The 20,945-nt window shown below is 66.1% G+C and carries 19 protein-coding genes; 5 read left to right on the top strand and 14 right to left on the bottom strand.

Going from position 1 to position 20,945, the window contains the following annotated elements; all coding sequences use genetic code 11:
• Positions 1-6: 6 nt before the first annotated feature.
• The 9 genes from dxr to VGR99_RS15775 all read right to left on the bottom strand — a co-directional run bounded on the left by dxr (position 7) and on the right by VGR99_RS15775 (position 10,010).
• Positions 7-1,230: a 1-deoxy-D-xylulose-5-phosphate reductoisomerase gene (gene dxr / locus VGR99_RS15815; protein ID WP_326899488.1), complete on the bottom strand. Its 1,224-nt coding sequence runs from the start codon at positions 1,228-1,230 to the stop codon at positions 7-9.
• Between the two features lie 4 nt (positions 1,231-1,234).
• Entirely contained in the window at positions 1,235-2,077 is an 843-nt protein-coding gene (locus VGR99_RS15810) for a phosphatidate cytidylyltransferase (RefSeq protein ID WP_326899487.1), read from the bottom strand.
• Positions 2,074-2,832, bottom strand: coding sequence for an isoprenyl transferase (locus VGR99_RS15805; protein WP_326899485.1), 759 nt, complete (start codon positions 2,830-2,832; stop codon positions 2,074-2,076). The genes VGR99_RS15810 and VGR99_RS15805 overlap by 4 nt, the downstream gene beginning before the upstream one ends.
• A gap of 100 nt (positions 2,833-2,932) precedes the next feature.
• Positions 2,933-3,496, bottom strand: coding sequence for a ribosome recycling factor (gene frr, locus VGR99_RS15800; RefSeq protein WP_326899484.1), 564 nt, complete (start codon positions 3,494-3,496; stop codon positions 2,933-2,935).
• 67 nt (positions 3,497-3,563) lie between these two features.
• Complete coding sequence (gene pyrH, locus VGR99_RS15795; protein WP_326899483.1) at positions 3,564-4,280, bottom strand: UMP kinase; 717 nt, start codon at positions 4,278-4,280, stop codon at positions 3,564-3,566.
• A 60-nt stretch (positions 4,281-4,340) separates the two neighbouring features.
• The gene (tsf, locus tag VGR99_RS15790; protein ID WP_326899482.1) at positions 4,341-5,264 is read right to left on the bottom strand and encodes a translation elongation factor Ts; all 924 of its coding nucleotides are present in this window, start codon (positions 5,262-5,264) and stop codon (positions 4,341-4,343) included.
• 136 nt (positions 5,265-5,400) lie between these two features.
• A complete protein-coding gene (locus VGR99_RS15785; RefSeq protein ID WP_326899481.1) occupies positions 5,401-6,396 on the bottom strand; it encodes a 30S ribosomal protein S2 in 996 nt (331 codons plus the stop codon).
• 231 nt (positions 6,397-6,627) lie between these two features.
• Positions 6,628-9,063: a caspase domain-containing protein gene (locus VGR99_RS15780; RefSeq protein ID WP_326899478.1), complete on the bottom strand. Its 2,436-nt coding sequence runs from the start codon at positions 9,061-9,063 to the stop codon at positions 6,628-6,630.
• 191 nt (positions 9,064-9,254) lie between these two features.
• Complete coding sequence (locus VGR99_RS15775) at positions 9,255-10,010, bottom strand: carbonic anhydrase (protein ID WP_326899477.1); 756 nt, start codon at positions 10,008-10,010, stop codon at positions 9,255-9,257.
• 84 nt (positions 10,011-10,094) lie between these two features.
• On the opposite strand from VGR99_RS15775, the gene VGR99_RS15770 reads away from it, so the two are divergent.
• Positions 10,095-10,337 carry a hypothetical protein gene (locus VGR99_RS15770; RefSeq protein ID WP_326899474.1) on the top strand — a complete coding sequence of 81 codons (243 nt, stop codon included), beginning with the start codon at positions 10,095-10,097 and terminating at the stop codon, positions 10,335-10,337.
• On the opposite strand, the gene dnaE is transcribed toward VGR99_RS15770, so the two are convergent.
• Together dnaE and VGR99_RS15760 are read right to left on the bottom strand one after the other, a co-directional pair.
• Positions 10,334-13,837 carry a DNA polymerase III subunit alpha gene (gene dnaE, locus VGR99_RS15765; RefSeq protein ID WP_326899472.1) on the bottom strand — a complete coding sequence of 1,168 codons (3,504 nt, stop codon included), beginning with the start codon at positions 13,835-13,837 and terminating at the stop codon, positions 10,334-10,336. The genes VGR99_RS15770 and dnaE overlap by 4 nt on opposite strands.
• Before the next feature lie 488 nt (positions 13,838-14,325).
• On the bottom strand, positions 14,326-15,048 hold the full coding sequence (locus tag VGR99_RS15760) for an outer membrane protein (RefSeq protein WP_326899470.1): 723 nt from the start codon (positions 15,046-15,048) through the stop codon (positions 14,326-14,328).
• Between the two features lie 253 nt (positions 15,049-15,301).
• Here VGR99_RS15760 and VGR99_RS15755 point away from each other — a divergent pair, with 253 nt between their 5' ends.
• From VGR99_RS15755 to VGR99_RS15745, 3 genes are all read left to right on the top strand, one after another.
• Positions 15,302-15,613: a DUF3551 domain-containing protein gene (locus VGR99_RS15755; RefSeq protein WP_326899468.1), complete on the top strand. Its 312-nt coding sequence runs from the start codon at positions 15,302-15,304 to the stop codon at positions 15,611-15,613.
• A gap of 1 nt (position 15,614) precedes the next feature.
• Positions 15,615-15,926, top strand: coding sequence for a DUF3551 domain-containing protein (locus tag VGR99_RS15750; protein ID WP_326899467.1), 312 nt, complete (start codon positions 15,615-15,617; stop codon positions 15,924-15,926).
• Positions 15,927-16,017: 91 nt separating this feature from the next.
• On the top strand, positions 16,018-17,328 hold the full coding sequence (locus VGR99_RS15745; protein ID WP_326899466.1) for an MFS transporter: 1,311 nt from the start codon (positions 16,018-16,020) through the stop codon (positions 17,326-17,328).
• 13 nt (positions 17,329-17,341) lie between these two features.
• On the opposite strand, the gene VGR99_RS15740 is transcribed toward VGR99_RS15745, so the two are convergent.
• The gene (locus VGR99_RS15740; protein WP_326899464.1) at positions 17,342-17,980 is read right to left on the bottom strand and encodes an HD domain-containing protein; all 639 of its coding nucleotides are present in this window, start codon (positions 17,978-17,980) and stop codon (positions 17,342-17,344) included.
• Between the two features lie 50 nt (positions 17,981-18,030).
• Positions 18,031-18,492 carry a carboxymuconolactone decarboxylase family protein gene (locus VGR99_RS15735; RefSeq protein ID WP_326899462.1) on the bottom strand — a complete coding sequence of 154 codons (462 nt, stop codon included), beginning with the start codon at positions 18,490-18,492 and terminating at the stop codon, positions 18,031-18,033.
• Between the two features lie 111 nt (positions 18,493-18,603).
• On the opposite strand from VGR99_RS15735, the gene VGR99_RS15730 reads away from it, so the two are divergent.
• Positions 18,604-20,004: a PLP-dependent aminotransferase family protein gene (locus VGR99_RS15730; RefSeq protein ID WP_326899461.1), complete on the top strand. Its 1,401-nt coding sequence runs from the start codon at positions 18,604-18,606 to the stop codon at positions 20,002-20,004.
• Here the strand turns inward: VGR99_RS15730 and map are convergent.
• Positions 20,001-20,750, bottom strand: coding sequence for a type I methionyl aminopeptidase (gene map / locus VGR99_RS15725; RefSeq protein WP_326899459.1), 750 nt, complete (start codon positions 20,748-20,750; stop codon positions 20,001-20,003). The genes VGR99_RS15730 and map overlap by 4 nt on opposite strands.
• Between the last annotated feature and the right edge of the window lie 195 nt (positions 20,751-20,945).

The raw sequence follows: 20,945 nt of genomic DNA, 5'->3' as shown, positions 1-20,945 counted from the left end.
AACCATCTAGGATGCCTTTAAGGCAATTTGAGGCAATAGGGCGGCAGCTCTATTTCGAGCAACATGGTCAACGGATATTGCGTCATCCGCGGACGTCATCGGGGCCTGGTTCCCGCCGCGGACCCAGTCGTCCAGCGTCGCCTCGACCAGCCGCGCGATGGCGCCGAACCGGATCTTGCCGGCGATGAAGGCGGCGACCGCGACCTCGTTGGCCGCGTTGTAAACCGTGGTCGCCCCCTTCCCGGTCCGCAGCGAATCGAAAGCCAGCCTCAGTCCGGGGAACCGCTCGAAATCCGGTGCCTCGAAGGTGAGCTGGCCGATCTTGGCGAGGTCCAGCTTGGCCGCCGGCCCCTTGATGCGGTCGGGCCAGCCGAGGCAGTGCGCGATCGGCGTGCGCATGTCGGGCGAGCCGAGCTGCGCCATCACCGAGCGGTCGGAGAATTCGACCATGCCGTGGATGATCGACTGCGGATGCACCAGGACGTCGATCTCGTCGGGCGAGAGCGCGAACAGATAGGACGCCTCGATCACCTCGAGGCCCTTGTTCATCATCGAGGCGGAATCGATCGTGATCTTCTGGCCCATGCTCCAGTTCGGATGTTTCAGGGCCTGCTCGAGCGTCGCCTGCTCGATGTCGGCGGGCTTCCAGGTCCGGAACGGGCCGCCCGACGCCGTGATGATGACGCGGACCAGCTCGTCGCGATTGCCCGATGCCAGCGCCTGGAACAGCGCGTTGTGCTCGGAATCGGCCGGCAGGATGCAGGCGCCGGCTTTTGCCGCGCGCTGCATGAAGAAATCGCCGGCGCAGACGAGGCATTCCTTGTTGGCGAGCGCGACATGGGCGCCGCGATCAACCGCCGCCAATGCCGGCTTCAGACCGGCCGCGCCGCTGACCGCCGCCATCACCCAATCGGCCGGACGGGCGCCCGCCTCGATCACGGCGCTCTCGCCGGCTCCGCATTCGGTGCTCGTGCCCGCGAGCGCGGCCTTGAGCTCGCCGAGCTTGGAGCTGTCGGCGATCGCGACATAACGCGCGGAAAATTCCTTCGCGAGCTTGGCCAGCGCCGCGACGTTGCTGTTCGCGGTCAAGGCTTCGACGCGGTAGCGCTCGGGCGAGGCGCGCAGCAGATCCATCGTGCTGTCGCCGATCGAGCCGGTGGCACCGAGGACTGTGACGCTGCGGATGTCGGACGCAGCAAGCCTGTTATTACGCAAGGGAACGGCGCTCATATCCTCACCAAACCATAAGACCGCTTCCGGCGCTATGCACACCATGGCGGAGAAAGCCGATAAGCCATGCCGCCAGGATGGCGGCGACAAAACCGTCCAGACGGTCCAATAGACCGCCATGACCGGGAATTAAGTGACTGGAATCCTTGACCCCGAAGCGCCGCTTCACGGCGGATTCGAACAGGTCGCCGAGCTGCGACACCACCGACAGGACGGCGCTGACGAGCAGCAATGGAACCGCCTTCCCGATCCCGCACGCCGCAAAGCCGGCGGCGACCACAAGGCTCGCGGTGAAGCCACCAAGGGCCCCGGACCAGGTCTTCTTCGGGCTGACGCGCGGCCACAGCTTCGGCCCGCCGATGCTGCGGCCGGCGAAATAGCCGCCGATATCGGTCGCCCACACCACCAGCAGCACGAACATCAGCGCGGAAAACCCGTTGACGAGGTCCTTCCGCACCAGGATCGAGGCCAGCAGCGCCGCCGCGGCATAGGCAAATCCGGTGGCCGCCCAAATGAACTTGCCGCGCGCGATCAGCATGATGATCGCGCCGCCGGCGCAGCCGACGATGATGGCGGTCTTGAGCGCACCGGCGGCAACGCACAGACCCATCATGGCGATGACGACCGTCCCTGCCCCGGTCAGCGCGGCCGAGCCTGCGCCCACCACCATCAGCCATTCCGCGAACAGCCCGATCGAGACCAGGGTGACGAGCAGCGCCCACAGCCAGCCGCCGGCATAGGCGACCGCGATGGCGAGCGGCGCCAGCACCAGCGCAGCGAGAACCCGCATCACGAGATTGCTGGGGGCAGGCTTGGCGCCCACCGGTGCGGCGTCGGGTTCGCTCACGAGGCGTTTTTCGCGACCAGGCCGCCGAAACGGCGCTCCCGCCTGGCAAATTCGGCGATCGCGCCTTCCAGCGCCGCCTTGTCGAAATCGGGCCAGTGGATCGGCACGAACACCAGCTCGCTATAGGCGGCCTGCCACATCAGGAAGTTGGACAGGCGCTGCTCGCCGCTGGTGCGGATGATGAGGTCGGGGTCGGGAATGTCGGGCGCATCGAGATGCGCGCCGAGCGTCTCGGCGTCGATCGACGACGGATCACGCTTGCCCTCGGCAACTTCGCGCGCAAGCTTCTGCGCCGCTTTCGCGATCTCGTGCCGCGAGCCGTAATTGAAGGCGACGACCAGCGTGAGGCGCGTGTTGTCGCGCGTCAGCTCTTCGGCCTCGTTCAGCAGCGCACAGATGTCGCCCTCGAGCCCGTCGCGCTCGCCGATGATGCGGACCTTGACGCCGTCGCGATGCAGGCTGGCGAGGTCGTTGCGGATGAAGCGGCGGAGCAGACCGAAGAGATCGCCGATCTCGCTCGCCGGCCGCGACCAGTTCTCCGACGAGAACGAGAAGATGGTGAGGTAGCGGATGCCGAGCTCGTGCGAGGCGCGCACCACGCGGCGCAACGCCTCGACGCCGCGGCGATGCCCTTCAGCTCGCGGCAGGCCGCGCGCGGCCGCCCAACGCCCGTTGCCATCCATGATGATGGCGACATGCGCAGGCGCGTCGGACCGGTCGGGTCCTTCCGTTGCAGGCGCGGCGGCGTTGGACATGGAAGCGGCCTTAAAGCATGACCCGGAAAAATGCGAAGCGGCTTTCCGAAACGATCATGCGCGAACAATAACCCAAAGCGCGACGACGAATCACCGCGCTTTAGACGGTGAGGATCTCTTTTTCCTTGGCGGCCAGCAGCTGGTCGATCTCGGTGATGGTGCCGTCGGTGGCCTTCTGCACCTCGTCGGCGTGACGCTTCTGATCGTCCTCCGACATCTCGTGATTCTTCTCGAGCTTCTTGAGAACGTCGAGACCGTCGCGGCGGACATGACGCGCGGCGACCTTGGCGGCTTCGGCGTATTTGTGCGCGACCTTCACCAGCTCCTTGCGGCGCTCCTCGTTGAGCTCGGGGATGCGCAGGCGCAGCACCTGGCCTTCGGTCGCGGGCGACAGGCCGAGATTGGAATCGACGATCGCCTTTTCCACCGCCTTGACCATCGACTTGTCCCAGACCTGCACCGAGATCAGGCGCGGCTCCGGCACGCTGACGGTGGCGAGCTGGTTGAGCGGCATGTGGCTGCCATAAGCTTCGACCTGCACCGGATCGAGCATCGAGGCCGAGGCGCGGCCGGTGCGCAAGCCGCCAAGCTCGTGCTTGAGCGACTGGACGGCGCCTTGCATGCGGCGCTTCACTTCGTTGAGGTCGAAATTACCCGTGGCCATCACGTTTCTCCTTCAAAATCCCGGCGACCTCTCCGCGCCCTTCCGTCAGGGCGCGCCAGATGAGCCGTCAGCCGGCGACGATGGTTCCGTGGCCACCGCCACGCAGAATCGCGCCGATCGAACCGGGCTCCGCGATCGAAAATACGATGATAGGCAGCGACGTCTCGCGGGCAAGTGCGAAGGCGGTCGCATCCATCACCTTGTAGCCGCCCTCGATCGCCTGCGAATGCGTCAAACGGTCGAATCGCGTCGCGGTCGGGTCCTTCTTGGGGTCGGCCGAGTAGACGCCGTCGACATTGGTCGCCTTCAGCACCGCCTGGGCGCCGATCTCGGCGGCGCGCAGCACCGCGGTCGTGTCGGTGGTGAAGAACGGATTGCCGGTTCCGCCGCCAAGCAGCAGGATCCGGCCCTCGGCGAGATATTTGTGCGCCGCCGTGCGGGTGAACAGCTCGGAAACCTCGGGCATGACGAACGCCGAGAGCGCCCTCGCCGGCATGCCCTTGCGCTCGATGGTGGCTTCGAGCGCAAGGCAGTTCATCATGGTGGCAAGCATGCCCATGGTGTCGCCGGTCGGGCGCGATACGCCGCGGGAGGACACCTCGACGCCGCGAAAGATATTGCCGCCGCCGATCACGACCGCAACCTCGGTGCCGAGCTGGCGGGCGGCGATCAGATCGTCCGCAACCCGGTCCATGGTCGGCTGATCGATGCCAAAGCCTTGCTGTCCCGCGAGATATTCGCCGGACAGCTTGATCACGACGCGACGATAGACCGGATCAGTCATGAGCACCTTCCTCGTCCGGGCGCCGCTTCCGGCGGCACGCCGGAAGGAACGTTCCGGCGCTTACTTCTTGCCGCTGGCCGCCGCGACCTCGGCTGCGAAGTCGCTTTCCTGCTTCTCGATTCCCTCGCCGAGAGCATAGCGCACAAAGCCTGCGATCTTGATCGCGCCGCCGACCTTGCCTTCGGCTTCCTTCACCGCCTGCGCCACCGACTTGCCGGTGTCGTGGATGAAGGCCTGCTCGAGCAGGCAGACTTCCTTGTAGTAGGTCTTGAGGCCGGACTCGACGATCTTCTCGATCACGTTCTCCGGCTTGCCCTGCTGGCGATACTTGTCGGCAAGCACGTCCTTCTCGCGCTTGACGACCGCCTGGTCGAGACCGGACGGATCGAGCGCCAGCGGGTTGGCGGCCGCGATATGCATCGCGATCTGGCGGCCGAGCGCCGCGAGCTCGTCGGCCTTGCCGGGCGATTCCAGCGCGACGATCACGCCCATCTTGCCGGCGCCGTCGATGACGGCACCGTGGACGTAGTGCGACACCACGCCCTGGCTGACCTCGAGCGCAGCGGCACGGCGCAGCGTCATGTTCTCGCCGATGGTGGCGATCGCGTCATTGATCGCGGTTTCCACCGTGACGTCGCCGACCTTGGCGGCCTTGATCTTCTCGACATCGGCGCCGGCGTCAAAAGCAACCTGCGCAATCATCTTGACCAGGCCCTGGAACTGGCCGTTGCGCGCGACGAAGTCGGTCTCGGAGTTGACCTCGACCACGACGCCCTTATTGCCCCTGGTGAGCGCGCCAATCAGGCCTTCGGCCGCGACACGGCCCGACTTCTTGGCGGCCTTCGACAGGCCCTTCTTGCGCAGCCAGTCCTGCGCCGCTTCCATGTTGCCGTCGTTCTCGGTCAGCGCGGCCTTGCAGTCCATCATGCCTGCGCCGGTGGACTCGCGCAGATCCTTGACCATCGCAGCAGTGATCGTTGCCATCGTTGAAAATCCTTCTTGCCTGCCGGTTCGCCGCGGCGTGGCTCCAATTGCCCCGCCGCGGTCCATCTCAGGAATTCGCGTCAACTGAATGAAATGGTGGCCGGATCCGATCCGGCCAGCCGATCGCTCTTTTTGACTATTCCGCTTCCGCGGTCAGCGCCTTGGCCTTGGCCACCCAAGCGTCCGCGCGGCTCGGCAGACCGACTTCTTCGCCGATCGTGTGCGCGGTGTCGTGGTCGAGCTCGGCGAGCTGCCAATAGTGGAAGATGCCGAGGTCGTTGAACTTCTTCTCGATCGCACCCGACACGCCCGGGAGCTTCTTGAGGTCGTCGGCGGTACCACGCGGACCGGCAAGGCCCTGGAAGCCGCTCGAGGACGCCGCCGGCAGATCTTCGGCGAGCGGACGGGTGGAGGCGCCGATGTCGATGCCCGAATCGCCCTGGGCACGCGAGATGCCGTCGATCGCAGCACGCGCGATCAGGTCGCAGTACAGCGCGATGGCGCGGCCGGCGTCGTCATTGCCGGGGACCACATAGGTGATGCCCTTCGGGTCCGAATTGGTGTCGACGATCGCGGCGACCGGGATGTTGAGGCGCTGGGCCTCCTGGATCGCGATGTCTTCCTTGTTGGTGTCGATCACGAAGATCAGGTCGGGCAGACCGCCCATGTCCTTGATGCCGCCGAGCGAACGGTCGAGCTTGTCGCGCTCGCGCTGAAGCGTCAGGCGCTCCTTCTTCGTGTAGGAATTGGCTTCGCCGCCCGAGAGCACGTCGTCGAGATGACGCAGGCGCTTGATCGAGGCCGAGATCGTCTTCCAGTTGGTCAGCGTGCCGCCGAGCCAGCGCGAATTGACGAAATACTGCGCGCAGCGCTTGGCCGCATCGGCAACGCCGTCCTGCGCCTGGCGCTTGGTGCCGACGAACAGGATGCGGCCGCCCTTGGCGACGGTGTCGCTGACGGCCTGAAGGGCCGTGTGCAGCATCGGCACGGTCTGGGCGAGGTCGACGATGTGGATGTTGTTGCGCGCACCGAAAATGAACGGAGCCATTTTCGGATTCCAGCGGTGCGACTGGTGGCCAAAGTGCACGCCGGCTTCGAGGAGCTGACGCATAGTGAAATCGGGTAGTGCCATCGTTCTAATTCTCCGGTTGGTTCCTCCGGAAACGTGTGAGCAAAACGGAGCGTTCTCGCCCCGGCTGCCACCGGACGGCCTTGTGAGCCATGTTTCCGTGTGAGATGGCGCGGTATATAGCGCCATTTCGGCCAGAAGCAAGGAAATAAGGGCCTTTCGGGGGCGGTTTTCGCCCGGGAAAGACCCATTCCGTAAATCCCCTGCCCCGTGACCCTTGGCCTAGCTCTTGGCCTAGCACTTGGGCTGGTTGGGAGGACATTTCTTGGGCGCCGGCGCCGCAGGGCGCGGCGGCGGTGCGGCCGGGCGCGGCGGGGCGACGGCCACCCGCGGCGGAGGCGGTGGCGGAGCCGGCCGGGCAACCGGCGGCGGCGCAGGGCGGGCTGCGGCGACTGGCGGAGCCGGTCGTGGCGGCGGTGGTGCCGACACCCGCGGCGGAGGCGGCGGCGTCGGCCGCGCCACGGCCTGGGGCCGTGGTGGCGGCGGCGCGGCGGGTCTCGTCGCCTGCGGCGGTGGGGCCGCCGGATGGCTCTGCGGCCTGATCGGCTCGCGCGCGGCCGAGGGCGGTGGCACGGCCGGCCGTCCCGTGGCCGCTGGCGGCGGGCTCGCGGGCGCATGGGTTGCAGGCTCACGGGTTGCAGATTTGGCGCGATCAGCAGGCCCGGCTCCGGGTGGGGTCTGCGCGACGGGCGGCTTGGGCGGCTGGCCGGGCGCGGTGGCCGGAGCCGCCGCGTTCGGCGCGACCGTTGCTGGAGCTGCAGCGGTCGGCGCGCCCGGATGCGCCTGCGGGGTTGCACCCGGGCCCGTAGGAGCCGTCGCCGTCGGTGCGGGCCTGCCACCCGGCAGGGGCCCTGCCCCCGCTGGCGGCGCGGGCGGACCACCATGGGACCCGGGAACCGGCAGCGTGTTGGCGGCAGGCAATCTGGCCTGCGGCACGACGGTCTGCGGCGCGGCATTCGGTGCCACACCCGGTGCCGCGTTTGGTCCCGCGTTTGGCGCTGCATTTGGCGCGACATTCGCCGGCGCCGCCGGCGGTATCCCGGGCCTTGCCGTCGGCTGGATCGTCGCGCTCGGCGGCATCGGCGCCTTGCCCTGCTGGATCAGGGCCGCGCGTTGCACGACCGCCTGCGGCACGGCTGGAGCCACCGGATTGGCGCGGCCGGCAACGGCCGGCGCGAGGTTGCCGGGTCCTGCCGGCCCTGCCCCCGTTGGCGGTGCCGGCGGGCGATTGATCACGGTGTTGATGACCGTGGTGTTGTGGATGTTCTGGTAGATGATGTTGTTCGGCGGCGGCGCGACGTAGACCGGCGGCCTGACGAACACGGGGATTGGCACGAACACCGGCTGTGGCAGCACGAACAGGCCGACCACCGGCAGCGGCGGCGGCAGCACGACGAAATCCGGCGGCGGCGGCGGCAGGTAATAGACCGGCGGCGGCGGAGGTGGCGCAAAGCCGAACACGGGATCGCTGAAATACAGCACGGGACGGTCGACAAAGACCACCTCCTCCGGCGGAGGCGGCGGCACGTCATAGTCGATCATCGCGAATGTCGGCGGCGGCTCGACCGGCGCGGTGAGGATCGCGAGGCGACGGTGCGCGTCGCCCGCATGGGGCCCGCGCGGATAGCGGCGCAGATACGACCAATAGGCTTCAGGCGTGTCGGTGCGATAGGTCCGCCGCCACGTGATCGCCTCGCGCCGCGCCGCGACGATCGCCATCACGCGCCTGGACATCGGATCGTTCGGATAGGCCGCGAGAAACTCCTCATAGGCCGGCAACGTGTCGCGCTCGAGCGCGGCGGCATAGGCGTCCTGCACGCCGAGATCGCGGAGCGGCTTGCTCCGGATAGCGGCAACCTGGTCCGGTGCCGTTTCCGGCGGCGGCGCATCGGGCGCGCGCTCGAAGAAGGAGAATGGCGCCGAGATCTTCTGCTCGTTCCAGGGCACCTGCGCACCCTTGCTGGCCTCGTTGACGCGCAGGCGAACCCGGTCGAACACCTCCGCCAGCGGCAGGCCGCCGGTGCGGATCATCTCGGCCAGCGACTGCGCATAGATGCCGTAAGGCCCGGGCTCTTCGGGCGCCACCGTGCCGGGCGCGGCGTTGAACGCGATCAGCATGTTCGGATCGGGCTCGACCAGCGCAAGCCCGCTCGCGATCGGCTGGCCGCCCTCGACGAAGGGCTGCGCGCGGGCGGCATCGAGCACGACGATGTTGGCCTTGAGCGGAATGGCCGCAAGCTGGCGCGCATAGTCGCTGATCCGCAGGGCCTCGGTCGGGACGTCGGTGTCGCGACTGATGTTGGAATCGACCGGGATGAAATAGTTCTCGCCGGCAAGCTGCACGCCGTAACCGGCAAGATAGATCATCGCGACGGTGCCGGGGCCGGAGGCCTGCGCCTTCTGGATGAAATCGCGAAAACTCTTGCGCAGCGTGTCGCCGTCGAGATCGCGCGCGCCGACCACGTCGAACCCCGCCGCCTGCAGCGTCTGTGCGATCAGGCCGGCATCATTCGCGGTGGTCGCCAGCGGCGACTTGGCATAGGCGCCATTGCCGACCACGAGCGCGATGCGCTTTTCCTGCTGCTGCGCATGCACCGGCCCCGGAGCGCCCGCGGCAAGGACCACGATCGGCAGGAGAAGGCAGATGAAGACTTTGAGCGTCCCACGCATGGCTTGCTCGCCCGCTTTTGTTGTTGAGGTGCCACCGTGCATGAAACGCCCGGCTGGCTGAATGGCTCTTGAACGAAAAGCGCGGATTGAGGCGGTGACATGGCGCCCCCGCCTCATATCAAACCCTGCGTCAGGCCCGCGTAAGCCTTGCGACCGCACTGCGGCGCAGGCCGGTTCAGCCGTCGGGCCGCTCAGCCCTGGGAGATCAGATCGACCGTGCCCGTCGAGAGCCGGTAGATGCCGCCGACGACCTTCAACTTGCCCTGCTCCGCGGCCGCATTGAGGATCGGCGCGGCCGTCTTCAGCTTGGCAACGTTGTCGATCACGTTCTGACGGATCGCCTTGTTGAGCACGTCCCCGCCCTGCTGCATCGCAGCCTTGGCGGCCGGCGCGATCGCATCGACCAGCGAGGGAATGTGTCCCGGCGGTGATGTGTTGTCCTTGATCGCCTTCAGCGTGGCATCGATCGCGCCGCAGGCATCATGGCCAAGCACGAGGATCAGCGGCGCGCCCAGCACCGCCACCGCATATTCCATGCTGGCGATGGTCTCGGTGCCCGCAAAATTTCCGGCGACACGGCAGACGAAGAGGTCGCCGCGACCGCTGTCGAAGGCATATTCCGGCGCGATACGTGAATCGGCGCAGCTCAGCACGGCTGCGAACGGGTTCTGTCCGCCCACCAGCGCCTCGCGCTCATGCTTGAAATCGTGACGCCGTGCCACACCGTCAACGTAGCGTGCGTTCCCTTCCATCAACCGCTTCAACGAGGCATCGGGCGACAACACGTTCTGCGGCTTTGGCGGCTGCTTGGATTCCTTTGCCAGGGCGCCGCCGGCGAAAGCCATGCCGAACGCAGCGGCGCCAAACAGCATCGCCGACCGCCGTGACGGCGCGATGTCTTGGTGCAGGGATTGATGATGCAGAGATTCGGAGCACTTGTCGCACATGTGACGTTTCCCCAGGTACGGCTGATGAATGGAAGCGTAGCGATGATAGGTGCGCCGATGTGAAGAAACCACCAAAGATGATTGATGCAACTGAAGATTGCTGCATTGCGAAGCATGCCACAAAGCCGAAGTGACCGCCGCTTCGCGCACAGCGGCTGCACAGACCTGCGCTCGCCCGCATATATTCGCGACCGGCCGCTAGGGCATGACCCGAAAAAGGCGCAGCAAATCTTCCTCGCGACAAGCGCGGCACGCTTGCGCGGAGATCATGCTCCAGCAACGATCCAACGCACGATGACGATTCTTCCAGATCCCATCGCGCTTTAGAGCTGCTGCACGTCGACCACGCCCGCGACCGCCTTGATCGCGCCGGCGATCTGCGGCGAGACCTTGAACCGGCCGGGCAGCTTCATCTCGACCTCGGTCTCGAGGTCGAGCATCATCACCAGCGAGACCTCGCCGTCGCCGTTCGAGCGCGGCGCGATGCCCGGGCTGCCGACCTTAGGCGCGGCGCCGTTCGAGGCGGCTGCATCGGGACCGGCCAGACGCTTGGCGATCGAGTCCAGCGGCTTGGTGTCACGCAGGAAGATGCGCAAGCCCTTCTGCGTCTTGGCGGCGGCATCATCGAGCGGCTCGGCATGCAGCACGCGGGCGCGCACGTCCTCGCCCTGCAATTCGGCGCCGAGCTGAAGCAGCACGGCGGCGCCCGGCTCGAGCACGTCGCGATATTGCGCGAGGCCTTCGGAGAACAGCACCGCCTCGAAATGGCCCGTGGGATCGGAGAGGCCCATGATGCCCATCTTGTTGCCGGTCTTGGTGCGGCGCTCCATGCGCGACACGACGGTGGCGGCAACCTTGCCGGCGGTGGCGCCGGTCTTCACCGCGCGCGAGAATTCCGCCCATGACTGCACGCGCAGGCGCTTCAGCACCGTGGCGTAATCGTCGAGCGGATGGCCGGACAGGAAGAAGCCGATCGCATCATATTCGCGGCGCAGCCGTTCGGCCGGCAGCCATGGCTCGATCTGCGGCAGCATGATCGTCGGCGCATCCGCGGACATGCCGAACATGTCGTTCTGGCCGACGGTTGCGGCTTCATGCGCGCGCTGGCAGGCGGCGAGGATCGCGTCCGCACCGGCGAACACGCGGGCGCGGTTCGGCTCCAGCGTGTCGAAGGCACCGGCAGCGGCGAGACTTTCGATGATGCGCTTGTTGATCGCGCGCGGCGACACGCGCGCGGCGAAATCGGCGAGCGAGGTGAACAGGCCGTTCCTGGTGCGCTCCTCGATGATCTGGTCGATCGCCTGGATGCCGACGCCCTTGAGCGCGGCGAGCGCGTAATAGATGACCTTGTCGCCGACCTCGAAGGTCGCGCCAGAACGGTTGATGTTCGGCGGCTCGACCTTGATGCCGAGGCGTTGCGCCTCGGAACGGAATTCGGAGAGCTTGTCCGTGTTGTTGAGATCGAGCGTCATCGACGCCGCGATGAACTCCACCGGATAATGCGCCTTCATGTAGGCGGTGTGGTAGGACACCAGCGCATAGGCCGCCGCATGGCTCTTGTTGAAGCCGTAGTCGGCGAATTTCGCGAGCAGCTCGAAGATGGTCTCGGCCTGCCCCTTCGGCACGCCGTTCTTCACCGCGCCGGCGACGAAGATGTCGCGCTGCTTGTCCATCTCGGCGCGGATCTTCTTGCCCATGGCGCGGCGCAGAAGGTCGGCGTCGCCGAGCGAATAGCCCGACATCACCTGCGCGATCTGCATCACCTGTTCCTGGTAGATGATGACGCCGAAGGTCTCCTTCAGGATCGGCTCGAGCACGGGATGGAGATATTCCGGCTCCTCGTCGCCGTGCTTGCGCGAGCAATAGGTCGGGATGTTCGCCATCGGGCCCGGACGATAGAGCGCCACCAGCGCGATGATGTCCTCGAAACGGTCGGGGCGCATGTCGACCAGCGCGCGCCGCATGCCCTGGCTTTCAACCTGGAACACGCCGACCACCTCGCCGCGCGCCAGCATCTGGTAGCTCTCGGCATCGTCGATCGGCAGCGTGGCGAGATCGACATGGATGTCGCGCGGCTTGAGCAGTTTGCACGCAACGTCGAGCACGGTCAGCGTCTTCAGGCCGAGGAAGTCGAACTTCACGAGTCCCGCAGGCTCGACCCATTTCATGTTGAACTGGGTCACCGGCATGTCGGATTTGGGATCGCGATACATCGGCACGAGCTCGCTCAAGGGGCGATCGCCGATCACGATGCCGGCCGCGTGCGTCGAGGCGTGGCGGGTCAGTCCTTCCAGGCGCTGGGCGATGTCGAAGGCGCGCGCCACCACCGGGTCTTCGTCGCGGAATGCCTGGAGCTTCGGCTCGCTCTCGATCGCCGCCGCAAGCGTGACAGGCGCCGCCGGATTCTGCGGCACCAGTTTCGTCAGCTTGTCGACCTGGCCATAAGGCATCTGCAGCACGCGGCCGACGTCGCGCAGCACGCCGCGCGCCTGCAGCGTACCGAAGGTGATGATCTGCGCGACCTGGTCGCGACCGTAGCGCTCCTGGACGTACTTGATCACCTCGCCGCGGCGGTCCTGGCAGAAGTCGATGTCGAAGTCCGGCATCGAGACGCGCTCGGGATTGAGGAAGCGCTCGAACAGCAGGCCGAACTTGATCGGGTCGAGATCGGTGATGGTCAGTGCCCACGCCACCAGCGAGCCTGCGCCGGAGCCGCGGCCCGGCCCGACCGGAATGCCCTGGCTCTTCGCCCATTTGATGAAGTCCGACACGATCAGGAAGTAGCCGGCGTATTTCATGCGCATGATGACGTCGAGCTCGAACGCCAGGCGCTTGTTGTAGTCTTCCTCGCTCGTGCCCTGCGACAGGCCGTGCACCTGGAGCCGCCTGGCGAGCCCCTCCTCCGCCTGCCGCTTCAGTTCGGCCGCCTCGACGGAGGCCGCATCAGAACTCGCGGCGGCGCCGACGGTGAAGAACGGCAGGATCGGCTTGCGCGTCATCGGGCGATACGAGCAGCGCTCGGCGATCTCGACCGTGGACGCCAGCGCCTCCGGGATGTCGGCGAACAGCACCGCCATTTCGGCACGCGTCTTGAAGCGGTGATCCGGCGTGAGCTGCACGCGATCGGTCTCGGCGATCAGCCGGCCGCCGGCGATGCAGAGCAGCGCGTCATGCGCCTCGTAATCGTCGGTCGCGGCGAAATAAGGCTCGTTGGTCGCAACCAGCGGCAGGCCCTGCGCATAGGCGATGTCGATCAGCCCGCTCTCGACGCGCCGTTCCTTGTCGATGTTGTGACGCTGCAATTCGATGTAGAGGCGGTCGCCGAACAGATTGGCGAGGCGCTCGCAGCGCGTCGCCGCAAGCTCGGCCATGCCGCCGGCGAGCGCCAGCGAGATCGGCCCGTCCGGTCCGCCCGTCAGCGCGATCAGCCCCTCGGTCTCGCCGTCGAACCAGTCGAACTTGATGAACGGGGCATGGCTGTCGGGCGATTCGAGGAAGGCCCGTGAGTTCAGCCGCATCAGGCTGCGATAGCCGCGCTCCTGCGCGGCCAGCAGCACGATGCGCGACGGCCCCATCGCATTGCGCGCGTTGGGATCCTGGTCGCCGAAGTCGATCGCGAGCTCCAGGCCGACGATCGGCTGGATGCCGGAGCCCGCCATCTTGTCGGAGAACTCGAGCGCACCGAACAGATTATCGGTGTCGGTCAGCGCCAGCGCCGGCTGATGGTCTTTCTTCGCAAGCTCGGCGAGCTTGGCGATCTTGATCGAGCCCTTGAGCAGCGAATACGCCGAGTGAACGTGAAGGTGGACAAATCCGGCGCTCGGCATGGTCGCGTTACGGCCTCTTGCAGATGAGATGGAGCGGTCGCCGGCTCCAAGAGATGGTCAGGGATCGTCGGGACATTCTGCCCTCGCCATCCGCCGCCCTTCGCCGACTCGCCTCACAATGGTGGGGTGTCGCGCCGCGAGAGTCCACGCCGGAGCGGCCGCTTCGCCGCGTCGTCCCGCTTTTCCCCAACCGGGCCCGGTTGAGAACAGCGGAATCAGAGCTGCGGTATGACCTGGGCCCAGATCGCGATCATTCCGACGAACAGCGAGATCGAGGCGAGTGCGGCGGCTTCTTCCACGAAGATCCTGAACATGGCTTGCTCCATCACCAGAACGTATGAAGAACATTGTTCTCATTTCGTTCTGTGGAGTCAAGCAATCTCGGCCACCTCGAAACGGGATGGTTAACTCGCTGAATTCACGCAATAAAAAAGCCCCGGCGCAAAGGCCGGGGCTTTCCACAACCGCTTCTTGCGAAGCGATCAGTCTCAGTAGCGCGCGATGGGCATGCCACCGAACTTGTAGTTCAGGCGGACGAGGCCCATGTCGACGTCCTGACGGATGCGATCGGTCGAGGGCACCAGCGCGAAGGTGACGTCCTTGTCCTGCAGGAAGATGTGGTTGTACTCGACGCCAACCGACCAGTTCGGCGCGAAGCCGTACTCGATGCCGGCACCGACCGTACCACCCCAACGGGTCTGGCTGTTCGAAGCGAGCAGCGCGCCCGAAGCGGTGCTGAACACGTCGTACTTGGTGCCCGCAACAGCCGCACCGCCCTTGATGTAGACGAGCACGTTGTTCCAGGCGTAGCCGACCTGACCGGTGATCAGACCGAACGAATCGATCTTCGAGTGGTTGCGCGTAGCGAACAGCGCGCTGACGTTGTCGCCGGAGAAGTCGGCCCAGTTGCCCTGGCCTTCAACGCCGAACACCCACTGGCCCGACTGCCAGCGATAGCCGATCTGGCCACCGACCGTGCCGCCGGTCGCGTCGTGCGAACCTTCGCGGCCACCGCCGACGATATCCCAAGTCGAGTGCGCCGAACCACCGCCGCCGTTGATGCCGATGTAGAAGCCGCTCCAGTCATAGATCGCGGCGACCATCGCAGGCGCCTTGGTGTACGGCCGAGCCGCGAGATCGGCAGCCAGCGCCGGAGCAGCCGCGCTGAGCGCGACGAGGCTGACGGCAGCAAGCAACAAGTTCTTCTTCATTTGAGTCCCGTTCCAGTTTCTTCAGTAGGCCCCCGGGCCGTCGCGTGGTCATATCAGCGATCGACGGAATTGCTGTAACCGCAACGCCACAGTTGAAGCCAAAGGCCCCGCTTGCGTTAATGGATGTTTAGCAGCGCATGCAGGAAACCCTTTGAAACAAGTGTTTTCCTGAGTTCCATTGTTCGACCGCACGACTTAAACTGCACACGCGTGTAACGACGACGCACGCACATTCCTGTGATGGAGATTTGAAATGCGTGGACAGATTGTCCTCCCCATTGTCGCCACATTTTCGCTCGCAATCGCCACATTCACGTTCACGTTGAACCCAAGTACGCCGGCGCGTGCGTTCGGAACGCGTCACGCGTTTTGTCTGACCGGCGATGAATGGCCAGGTCTCAGCAATTGCACCTTCGACACTTATGCGCAGTGTCAGGCGAGCTCGTCGGGCCGCCCGCTCACCTGCATCGCCAATCCCTACTTCGCAGGACAGAGCGATGATCCCTACGCCTATCAAAACCGCCCGCGCGCCGGTTATTCACCGGGCTACTACCCGCCGCGCTGAGATGCGCCGCGCTTCGTTCATGCTCCTCGCGGTCAGCCCGCTTCTCGTCAGCGCGCCTGCACGCGCGCAGACTTACGATCCGAATTATCCGGTCTGCATGCAGATCTACGGCCAGGTGGGCTATTTCGATTGCCGCTACACCTCGATGGAGCAGTGCCGATTTCTCGCCGTCGGACGTTCGGCAAGCTGCGTTGCGAATCCCTATTTTCCACAGCAGCGAGCCGCTCCGCGCACCAGGCGCCAGCGTTGGCACTCGCAAATCGGGACGCTGATATGCGGCCCGCTTTGTGTTGAGCTTGTAGTGTTGACGTAAGTCGTCACGGGTTTAAGTACGACAGACAAATCTTGCAGGGATGGCGACGTTCGCTGGGCGGGTTCCCGTTGACGCCACCACTGCAGGACACATGACGACCTCGCACCCAGCGACCTCGCCCCGCGCGACTGCGGCTTCCGCGCCCCCTCGCCTCGCCATCGTCCTGTTCTCGCTCGCGATGGGCGGCTTTGCGATCGGAACCACCGAATTCGCATCGATGAGCCTGCTGCCGTTCTTCGCCGCCGACCTCCGCATCGACGAGCCGACCGCGGGACACGCGATCAGCGCCTACGCGCTCGGCGTGGTGCTGGGCGCGCCGCTGATCGCCGTGCTCGGCGCGCGGTTCGCGCGGCGCACGCAATTGCTGGTCTTGATGCTGGTGTTCGCGCTCGGCAACGCGCTGACCGCGCTCGCCCCCGGCTTCGGCTGGATGATCGCGGCGCGCTTCCTCTCGGGCTTGCCGCATGGCGCCTATTTCGGCATCGCCGCGCTGGTCGCGGCCTCGCTGGTGCCGTTCGATCGCCGCTCGCGCGCGGTCGGCCAAATCATGCTCGGCTTGACGGTCGCCACCATCATCGGCGTGCCGCTCGCCAATCTGATCGGCCAGGCGGTCGGCTGGCGCGCGAGCTTTGCCCTCGTGTCGGTGCTCGCGCTGCTCACGGTGCTGCTGTGCGCCCTGTTCGCGCCGCGCGACCAGGCCGGCCGCTCAGATCCGCTGCGCGAACTCGGCGCGCTCCGAAACGGCCGCATCTGGATCACGCTGGCGATCGGCGCCATCGGCTTCGGCGGCTTGTTCGCCGTCTATACGTATCTGGCGACGACGCTGATCGAGGTCACCAAGGTCAGCACCGCGGTGATCCCGTTCTTCCTCGCCGTGTTCGGCATCGGCGCCACGCTGGGCAATCTGTTCGTGCCGCGCTTTGCCGACCGCGCCTTGATGCCGACGGCGGGCGTCATCCTGCTGTTTGCCGCGGTCGCGCTGCTGCTGTTTCCGCTTGCCGCCGGCAATCCCTGGCTGCTCGCGGTCGACGTCTTCGCCATCGGCGCCAGCGTCTCGCTCGGCGCGATCCTGCAGACGCGGCTGATGGACGTCGCCGGCGATGCGCAGGCGCTCGCGGCCGCGCTGAACCATTCGGCGTTCAACACCGCCAATGCGCTCGGCCCGTTCCTGGGCGGCATCGCCATTCGCGAGGGGCTGGGCTGGACCTCAACCGGCCCTGTCGGCGCCGTGCTCGCGCTGCTCGGCTTCCTGATCTGGATCGTCGCCTGGCGCGACGCCAGCTCTGTGCCGGTCGCGGTCGCCGCGAGCGGCCACGCTGCCCCACCGACAAACGCGCCCGCACGCGCGGCGCCGCCGCTGGCACCGGATCACCGCGCCCACGCGCAAGACCCGGTGGCGTAGCGGCCAGGCACGTTCAGCTCTGCCAGGGCGTGTTGCGGATGCGCGTGCAGGCGTTGGGCTTTTGGAAGGTCGGATCGTGGTCCTGGATGTAGTCGAAATTGACCGTCCCGAACGTCGTTTGGGGCTTCTTCAGCGCGGAGCAGGTCTGCACCTTCAGGAACTCGTTCTTGAAATCACCGCGCGGGAACGCGGTGATGACCTGATCGCGCTGCTCGGACGTGTAGTCGTCAAACCCGATGCCGACCACATCCACCAGAACGCCTGCGTTGGTGAGCGCGATCTCCGGCCGCATATATTGCGGAATGCCGGGAGTGGTGTGCAGCGCGATCGCCTCCCACACCAGATCGGCTTGCGGCTCGGCAATGCCGCGTGCCCGGAGAAAGTCGCGCGCGGCGTCGGCCCCGTCGACCTCAAATCGCTTGGTCTCGGTGTGGTAATGATCGACCAGGCCAAGGTCGTGAAACAGCGCCGCGACATAGAGCAGTTCGGCGTCGAACTTCAGCTTTTGCCGCAGCCCCTTCATCGCCCCGAACACGTAGACGCGAACGGAATGGTTGAACAGCATCTCGTCTTCGTAAGAGCGGACCAGTTCGGCCGCCTCGCGCGCCAGCTTGCTGTCGGGAATTCTGACGCCGGAGATCACGCTCGCCATTTTCACGCTCCTGCTTTGCATCGATGCCGGCTGATGCCGTTCGTGGACCTTCAGGCCGCCTTTTCGACGGCGGCCGGCGGCGTCTTGCGGAAGCTGATCGCCATGCGATTGTACGTGTTCATCATGCCGATCGCGATGGTGAGATCGACCAGCTCGCGCTCCTCGAAGACGGCGCGCGCCGCGTCATACGCCTGATCGGGCACGCCGGTATCGGCGACGCGGGTGACCGTTTCGGCCCATGCGATGGCGGCGCGCTCGCGTGCATCGAAGAGATCGCCGGCTTCCTGCCACGCCTGCAGCAGCGCGAGCTTTTCGACCTTCACCCCGCTCTTGAGCAGATCGCGCGTGTGCACGTCGAGGCAATAGGCGCAGTTGTTGATTTGTGATACGCGCAGGTAAACGAGGTTGATCAGCGCCGCCGGAAGATTGCTCTGCAGGATGTAGCCGTAGACGCCGCCCAGCGCCTTCACACCTGCCGGTGCAATGCGGTCGTAATCGAGACGCCTGGTCATTTTCTTGTTCCTTGATGATCGGGCGTGGCTGCCCTTTTTCCACCTTTAGGTGCCCCTGCCCTGGTCCATAAAAAAGCACCAAGAACGCACAAAAATCGTGTACCAAGGGCGATGACCAAGCCGCTGCGGTTGGAGCTCGATCGGTCCGCCAGGACGCCGCTGGCTGATCAGATCCATCGGGGCATCAGGGCCGCGATCGAGAACGGCGTGCTCGCCCCCGGCGCCCGCCTGCCCTCGTGGCAGGATTTGGCCGCCCAGCTCGGCGTCGCGCGCGGCACCGTTCGTTCGGCGTATGAAAAGCTCTCCTCCGCCCAACTGATCGTGGCGGCCCGCGCGACCGGAACGCATGTCGCGGATCGGCCCTTCGTTCCCGTCCGGCTGGACAAGGCCCCGGATCCCGGCTCGTTCATGGAGACGTACCGGGGGCTCACCGCGGGGCCGGCGATCTTCCAGATGGGCGTGCCTGCACAAGCAACATTTCCTGCCACGCTATTTGCGCGGATGCGCGCACAGGCCGTTCGCGTGGAAACGAGCGCGCCGGCGATCTATCCGGATCCGCGCGGCGAGCCGGATCTGCGCCGCGAGATCGCGGCCTACCTTGCGCTGGCGCGTGGGATCGAATGCGCGCCGTCGCAGATCATCATCACCGGCGGCTTCAGCGGCGGCCTTGGCCTCGCGCTCCGCGTGCTCGGCCTCGAGCAGAAAAAGGCTTGGGTGGAGGACCCGGGCTTTCCATTCACGCGGCATGGCCTCGAGCTTGCCCGCTTATCGCTCGTGCCGATCCCGGTTGACGCTGACGGCATCGACGTCGGCTACGGACTGCAACATACCCCCGACGCGGCTCTGGTTGTCGTGACGCCGGGACAGCAGGCGCCGCTCGGATCGACACTGTCTCTGGAAAGACGTTCGCGCCTGCTCGACTGGGCCGCACAAAGCAAGGCGTGGGTGATCGAGGACGACTATCTGAGCGAGCTTCAGCTCAAAGGCCGGGCCACGCCTGCGCTCGCCTCGCTCGACCGCGCCGGCCGCGTCATTCACATCGGATCCTTCAGCAAGACCATGACCCCCGCCCTGCGGCTCGGCTTCGTCGTCGCGCCCGCCGCTCTCGCGTCGCGTTTTGCCGAAGTTGCGGCGTGCCTCGCGCCGGCGCCCGGGCCCGCAGTGCAGCTCGCGACCGCCGATTTCATCCGCGACGGCCATTATCTGCGGCATCTGCGACGCACGAAGCGGGTCTACGCCGCGCAAGCCGATGCGCTGTTGAAATATCTTCGTCCGCGCACAGCCAACGTTGCGCTGGCCGGATTGGCGGCCGTCCTGCGATTGCCGGACGGAACAGATGACCTCTCCATCGGCCGGCAGGCGACATCGTTCGGATTGGCGCCGACGCCGCTCTCGCTCTGGTACGCCTCGACGACGTCAGTCCGCCCCGGTCTGTTGCTGGGCGTCGCCACATCTCCGGAAGCAAAGATTGCAGCCGCGTGCGACCGGCTCCTTCAGATCATCGCGCGTTAGCCGGCCAGCGTGACGATCAGAGGCCCGTTCCGGGTTGCGATCACGGTGTGCTCGTATTGGACGGTCGGCGCTTCCGGGCTGCTGTAGAGCGTCCACGGATCATCGCCATCCTGGGCCCATTCGGCGCCCAGCGACAGGAACGGCTCGACGGTGAACACCAGCCCGTCGCGCATGATGCGTCGTTCGGAGCGGTCGGGCCATGTCGCGATCTCCGTCGGCTCCTCGTGGAGCGACAGGCCGACACCGTGACTGGCGAGATTCCGGACCAGGCTGTAGCCGTTCTTCCGCGCAAAGCTGCCGATGGCGTCGCCGATTCCGGCGATCGGCTTGCCGGCTCCGACCTGCCGCAGGCCCGTCCACATCGCGCGCCGGCCGTCCCTGCAAAGGCGCTCGATCGTGCGCGTCACCGGCGGAACGGCGAACGAGGCGCCCGTATCGGCAAAGAAACCGTTCTTCTCGGCCGAGACGTCGATGTTGACGAGGTCGCCTGGCGCGATCCGCCGCTCGCCCGGGATGCCATGGGCGATCTCCTCGTTCACGCTGATGCAGGTCGCTCCGGGGAAGTCGTAGGCCAGTTCCGGCGCCGAACGCGCCCCGGAAGCCTCCAGCAGCTTTCGTCCGATCTGGTCCAGCTCGGCCGTGGTCATGCCCGGCTCGAGCGCCTTCCCCATCGCCTCGAGCGTATTGGCGCAGATCCGGCCGATCTCCTTCAGGCGCGTCAGGTCGTTATCATCGGAGATCGTCATATCAGGGCTCTTGTTCGGGAGGCCCGGACATAGCGCGTGTGACGGCGGCTTGCAAACGACGGCGAAATATCCGGCGGCAAGCCGCCTATCAGCGCCGCATGGGCCGCGGAGTCTTCGCGAAATAAACGCGAAACGACGCGCCACCGCAAGTTGTGCAATCGCCGATCGTCGTGTAGCGTCGGGATCGTTCTGCAT

The organism is Bradyrhizobium sp. (assembly GCF_035935975.1).
In the GTDB taxonomy this organism is placed as follows: domain Bacteria; phylum Pseudomonadota; class Alphaproteobacteria; order Rhizobiales; family Xanthobacteraceae; genus Bradyrhizobium.
This window is presented reverse-complemented; position numbering and strand designations above follow the sequence as displayed.

Bases quoted from the DNA above. Each gene is read 5' to 3' on its own strand.
- VGR99_RS15740 (WP_326899464.1), bottom strand. From the start codon at position 17,980: ATGGCGAGCGTGATCTCCGGCGTCAGAATTCCCGACAGCAAGCTGGCG.
- VGR99_RS15780 (WP_326899478.1), bottom strand. From the start codon at position 9,063: ATGCGTGGGACGCTCAAAGTCTTCATCTGCCTTCTCCTGCCGATCGTG.
- VGR99_RS15805 (WP_326899485.1), bottom strand. From the start codon at position 2,832: ATGTCCAACGCCGCCGCGCCTGCAACGGAAGGACCCGACCGGTCCGAC.
- VGR99_RS15755 (WP_326899468.1), top strand. From the start codon at position 15,302: ATGCGTGGACAGATTGTCCTCCCCATTGTCGCCACATTTTCGCTCGCA.
- map (WP_326899459.1), bottom strand. From the start codon at position 20,750: ATGACGATCTCCGATGATAACGACCTGACGCGCCTGAAGGAGATCGGC.
- VGR99_RS15730 (WP_326899461.1), top strand. From the start codon at position 18,604: ATGACCAAGCCGCTGCGGTTGGAGCTCGATCGGTCCGCCAGGACGCCG.
- dxr (WP_326899488.1), bottom strand. From the start codon at position 1,230: ATGAGCGCCGTTCCCTTGCGTAATAACAGGCTTGCTGCGTCCGACATC.
- dnaE (WP_326899472.1), bottom strand. From the start codon at position 13,837: ATGCCGAGCGCCGGATTTGTCCACCTTCACGTTCACTCGGCGTATTCG.
- VGR99_RS15760 (WP_326899470.1), bottom strand. From the start codon at position 15,048: ATGAAGAAGAACTTGTTGCTTGCTGCCGTCAGCCTCGTCGCGCTCAGC.
- VGR99_RS15775 (WP_326899477.1), bottom strand. From the start codon at position 10,010: ATGTGCGACAAGTGCTCCGAATCTCTGCATCATCAATCCCTGCACCAA.
- VGR99_RS15745 (WP_326899466.1), top strand. From the start codon at position 16,018: ATGACGACCTCGCACCCAGCGACCTCGCCCCGCGCGACTGCGGCTTCC.
- pyrH (WP_326899483.1), bottom strand. From the start codon at position 4,280: ATGACTGATCCGGTCTATCGTCGCGTCGTGATCAAGCTGTCCGGCGAA.
- VGR99_RS15750 (WP_326899467.1), top strand. From the start codon at position 15,615: ATGCGCCGCGCTTCGTTCATGCTCCTCGCGGTCAGCCCGCTTCTCGTC.
- tsf (WP_326899482.1), bottom strand. From the start codon at position 5,264: ATGGCAACGATCACTGCTGCGATGGTCAAGGATCTGCGCGAGTCCACC.
- VGR99_RS15785 (WP_326899481.1), bottom strand. From the start codon at position 6,396: ATGGCACTACCCGATTTCACTATGCGTCAGCTCCTCGAAGCCGGCGTG.
- frr (WP_326899484.1), bottom strand. From the start codon at position 3,496: ATGGCCACGGGTAATTTCGACCTCAACGAAGTGAAGCGCCGCATGCAA.
- VGR99_RS15770 (WP_326899474.1), top strand. From the start codon at position 10,095: ATGCAACTGAAGATTGCTGCATTGCGAAGCATGCCACAAAGCCGAAGT.
- VGR99_RS15735 (WP_326899462.1), bottom strand. From the start codon at position 18,492: ATGACCAGGCGTCTCGATTACGACCGCATTGCACCGGCAGGTGTGAAG.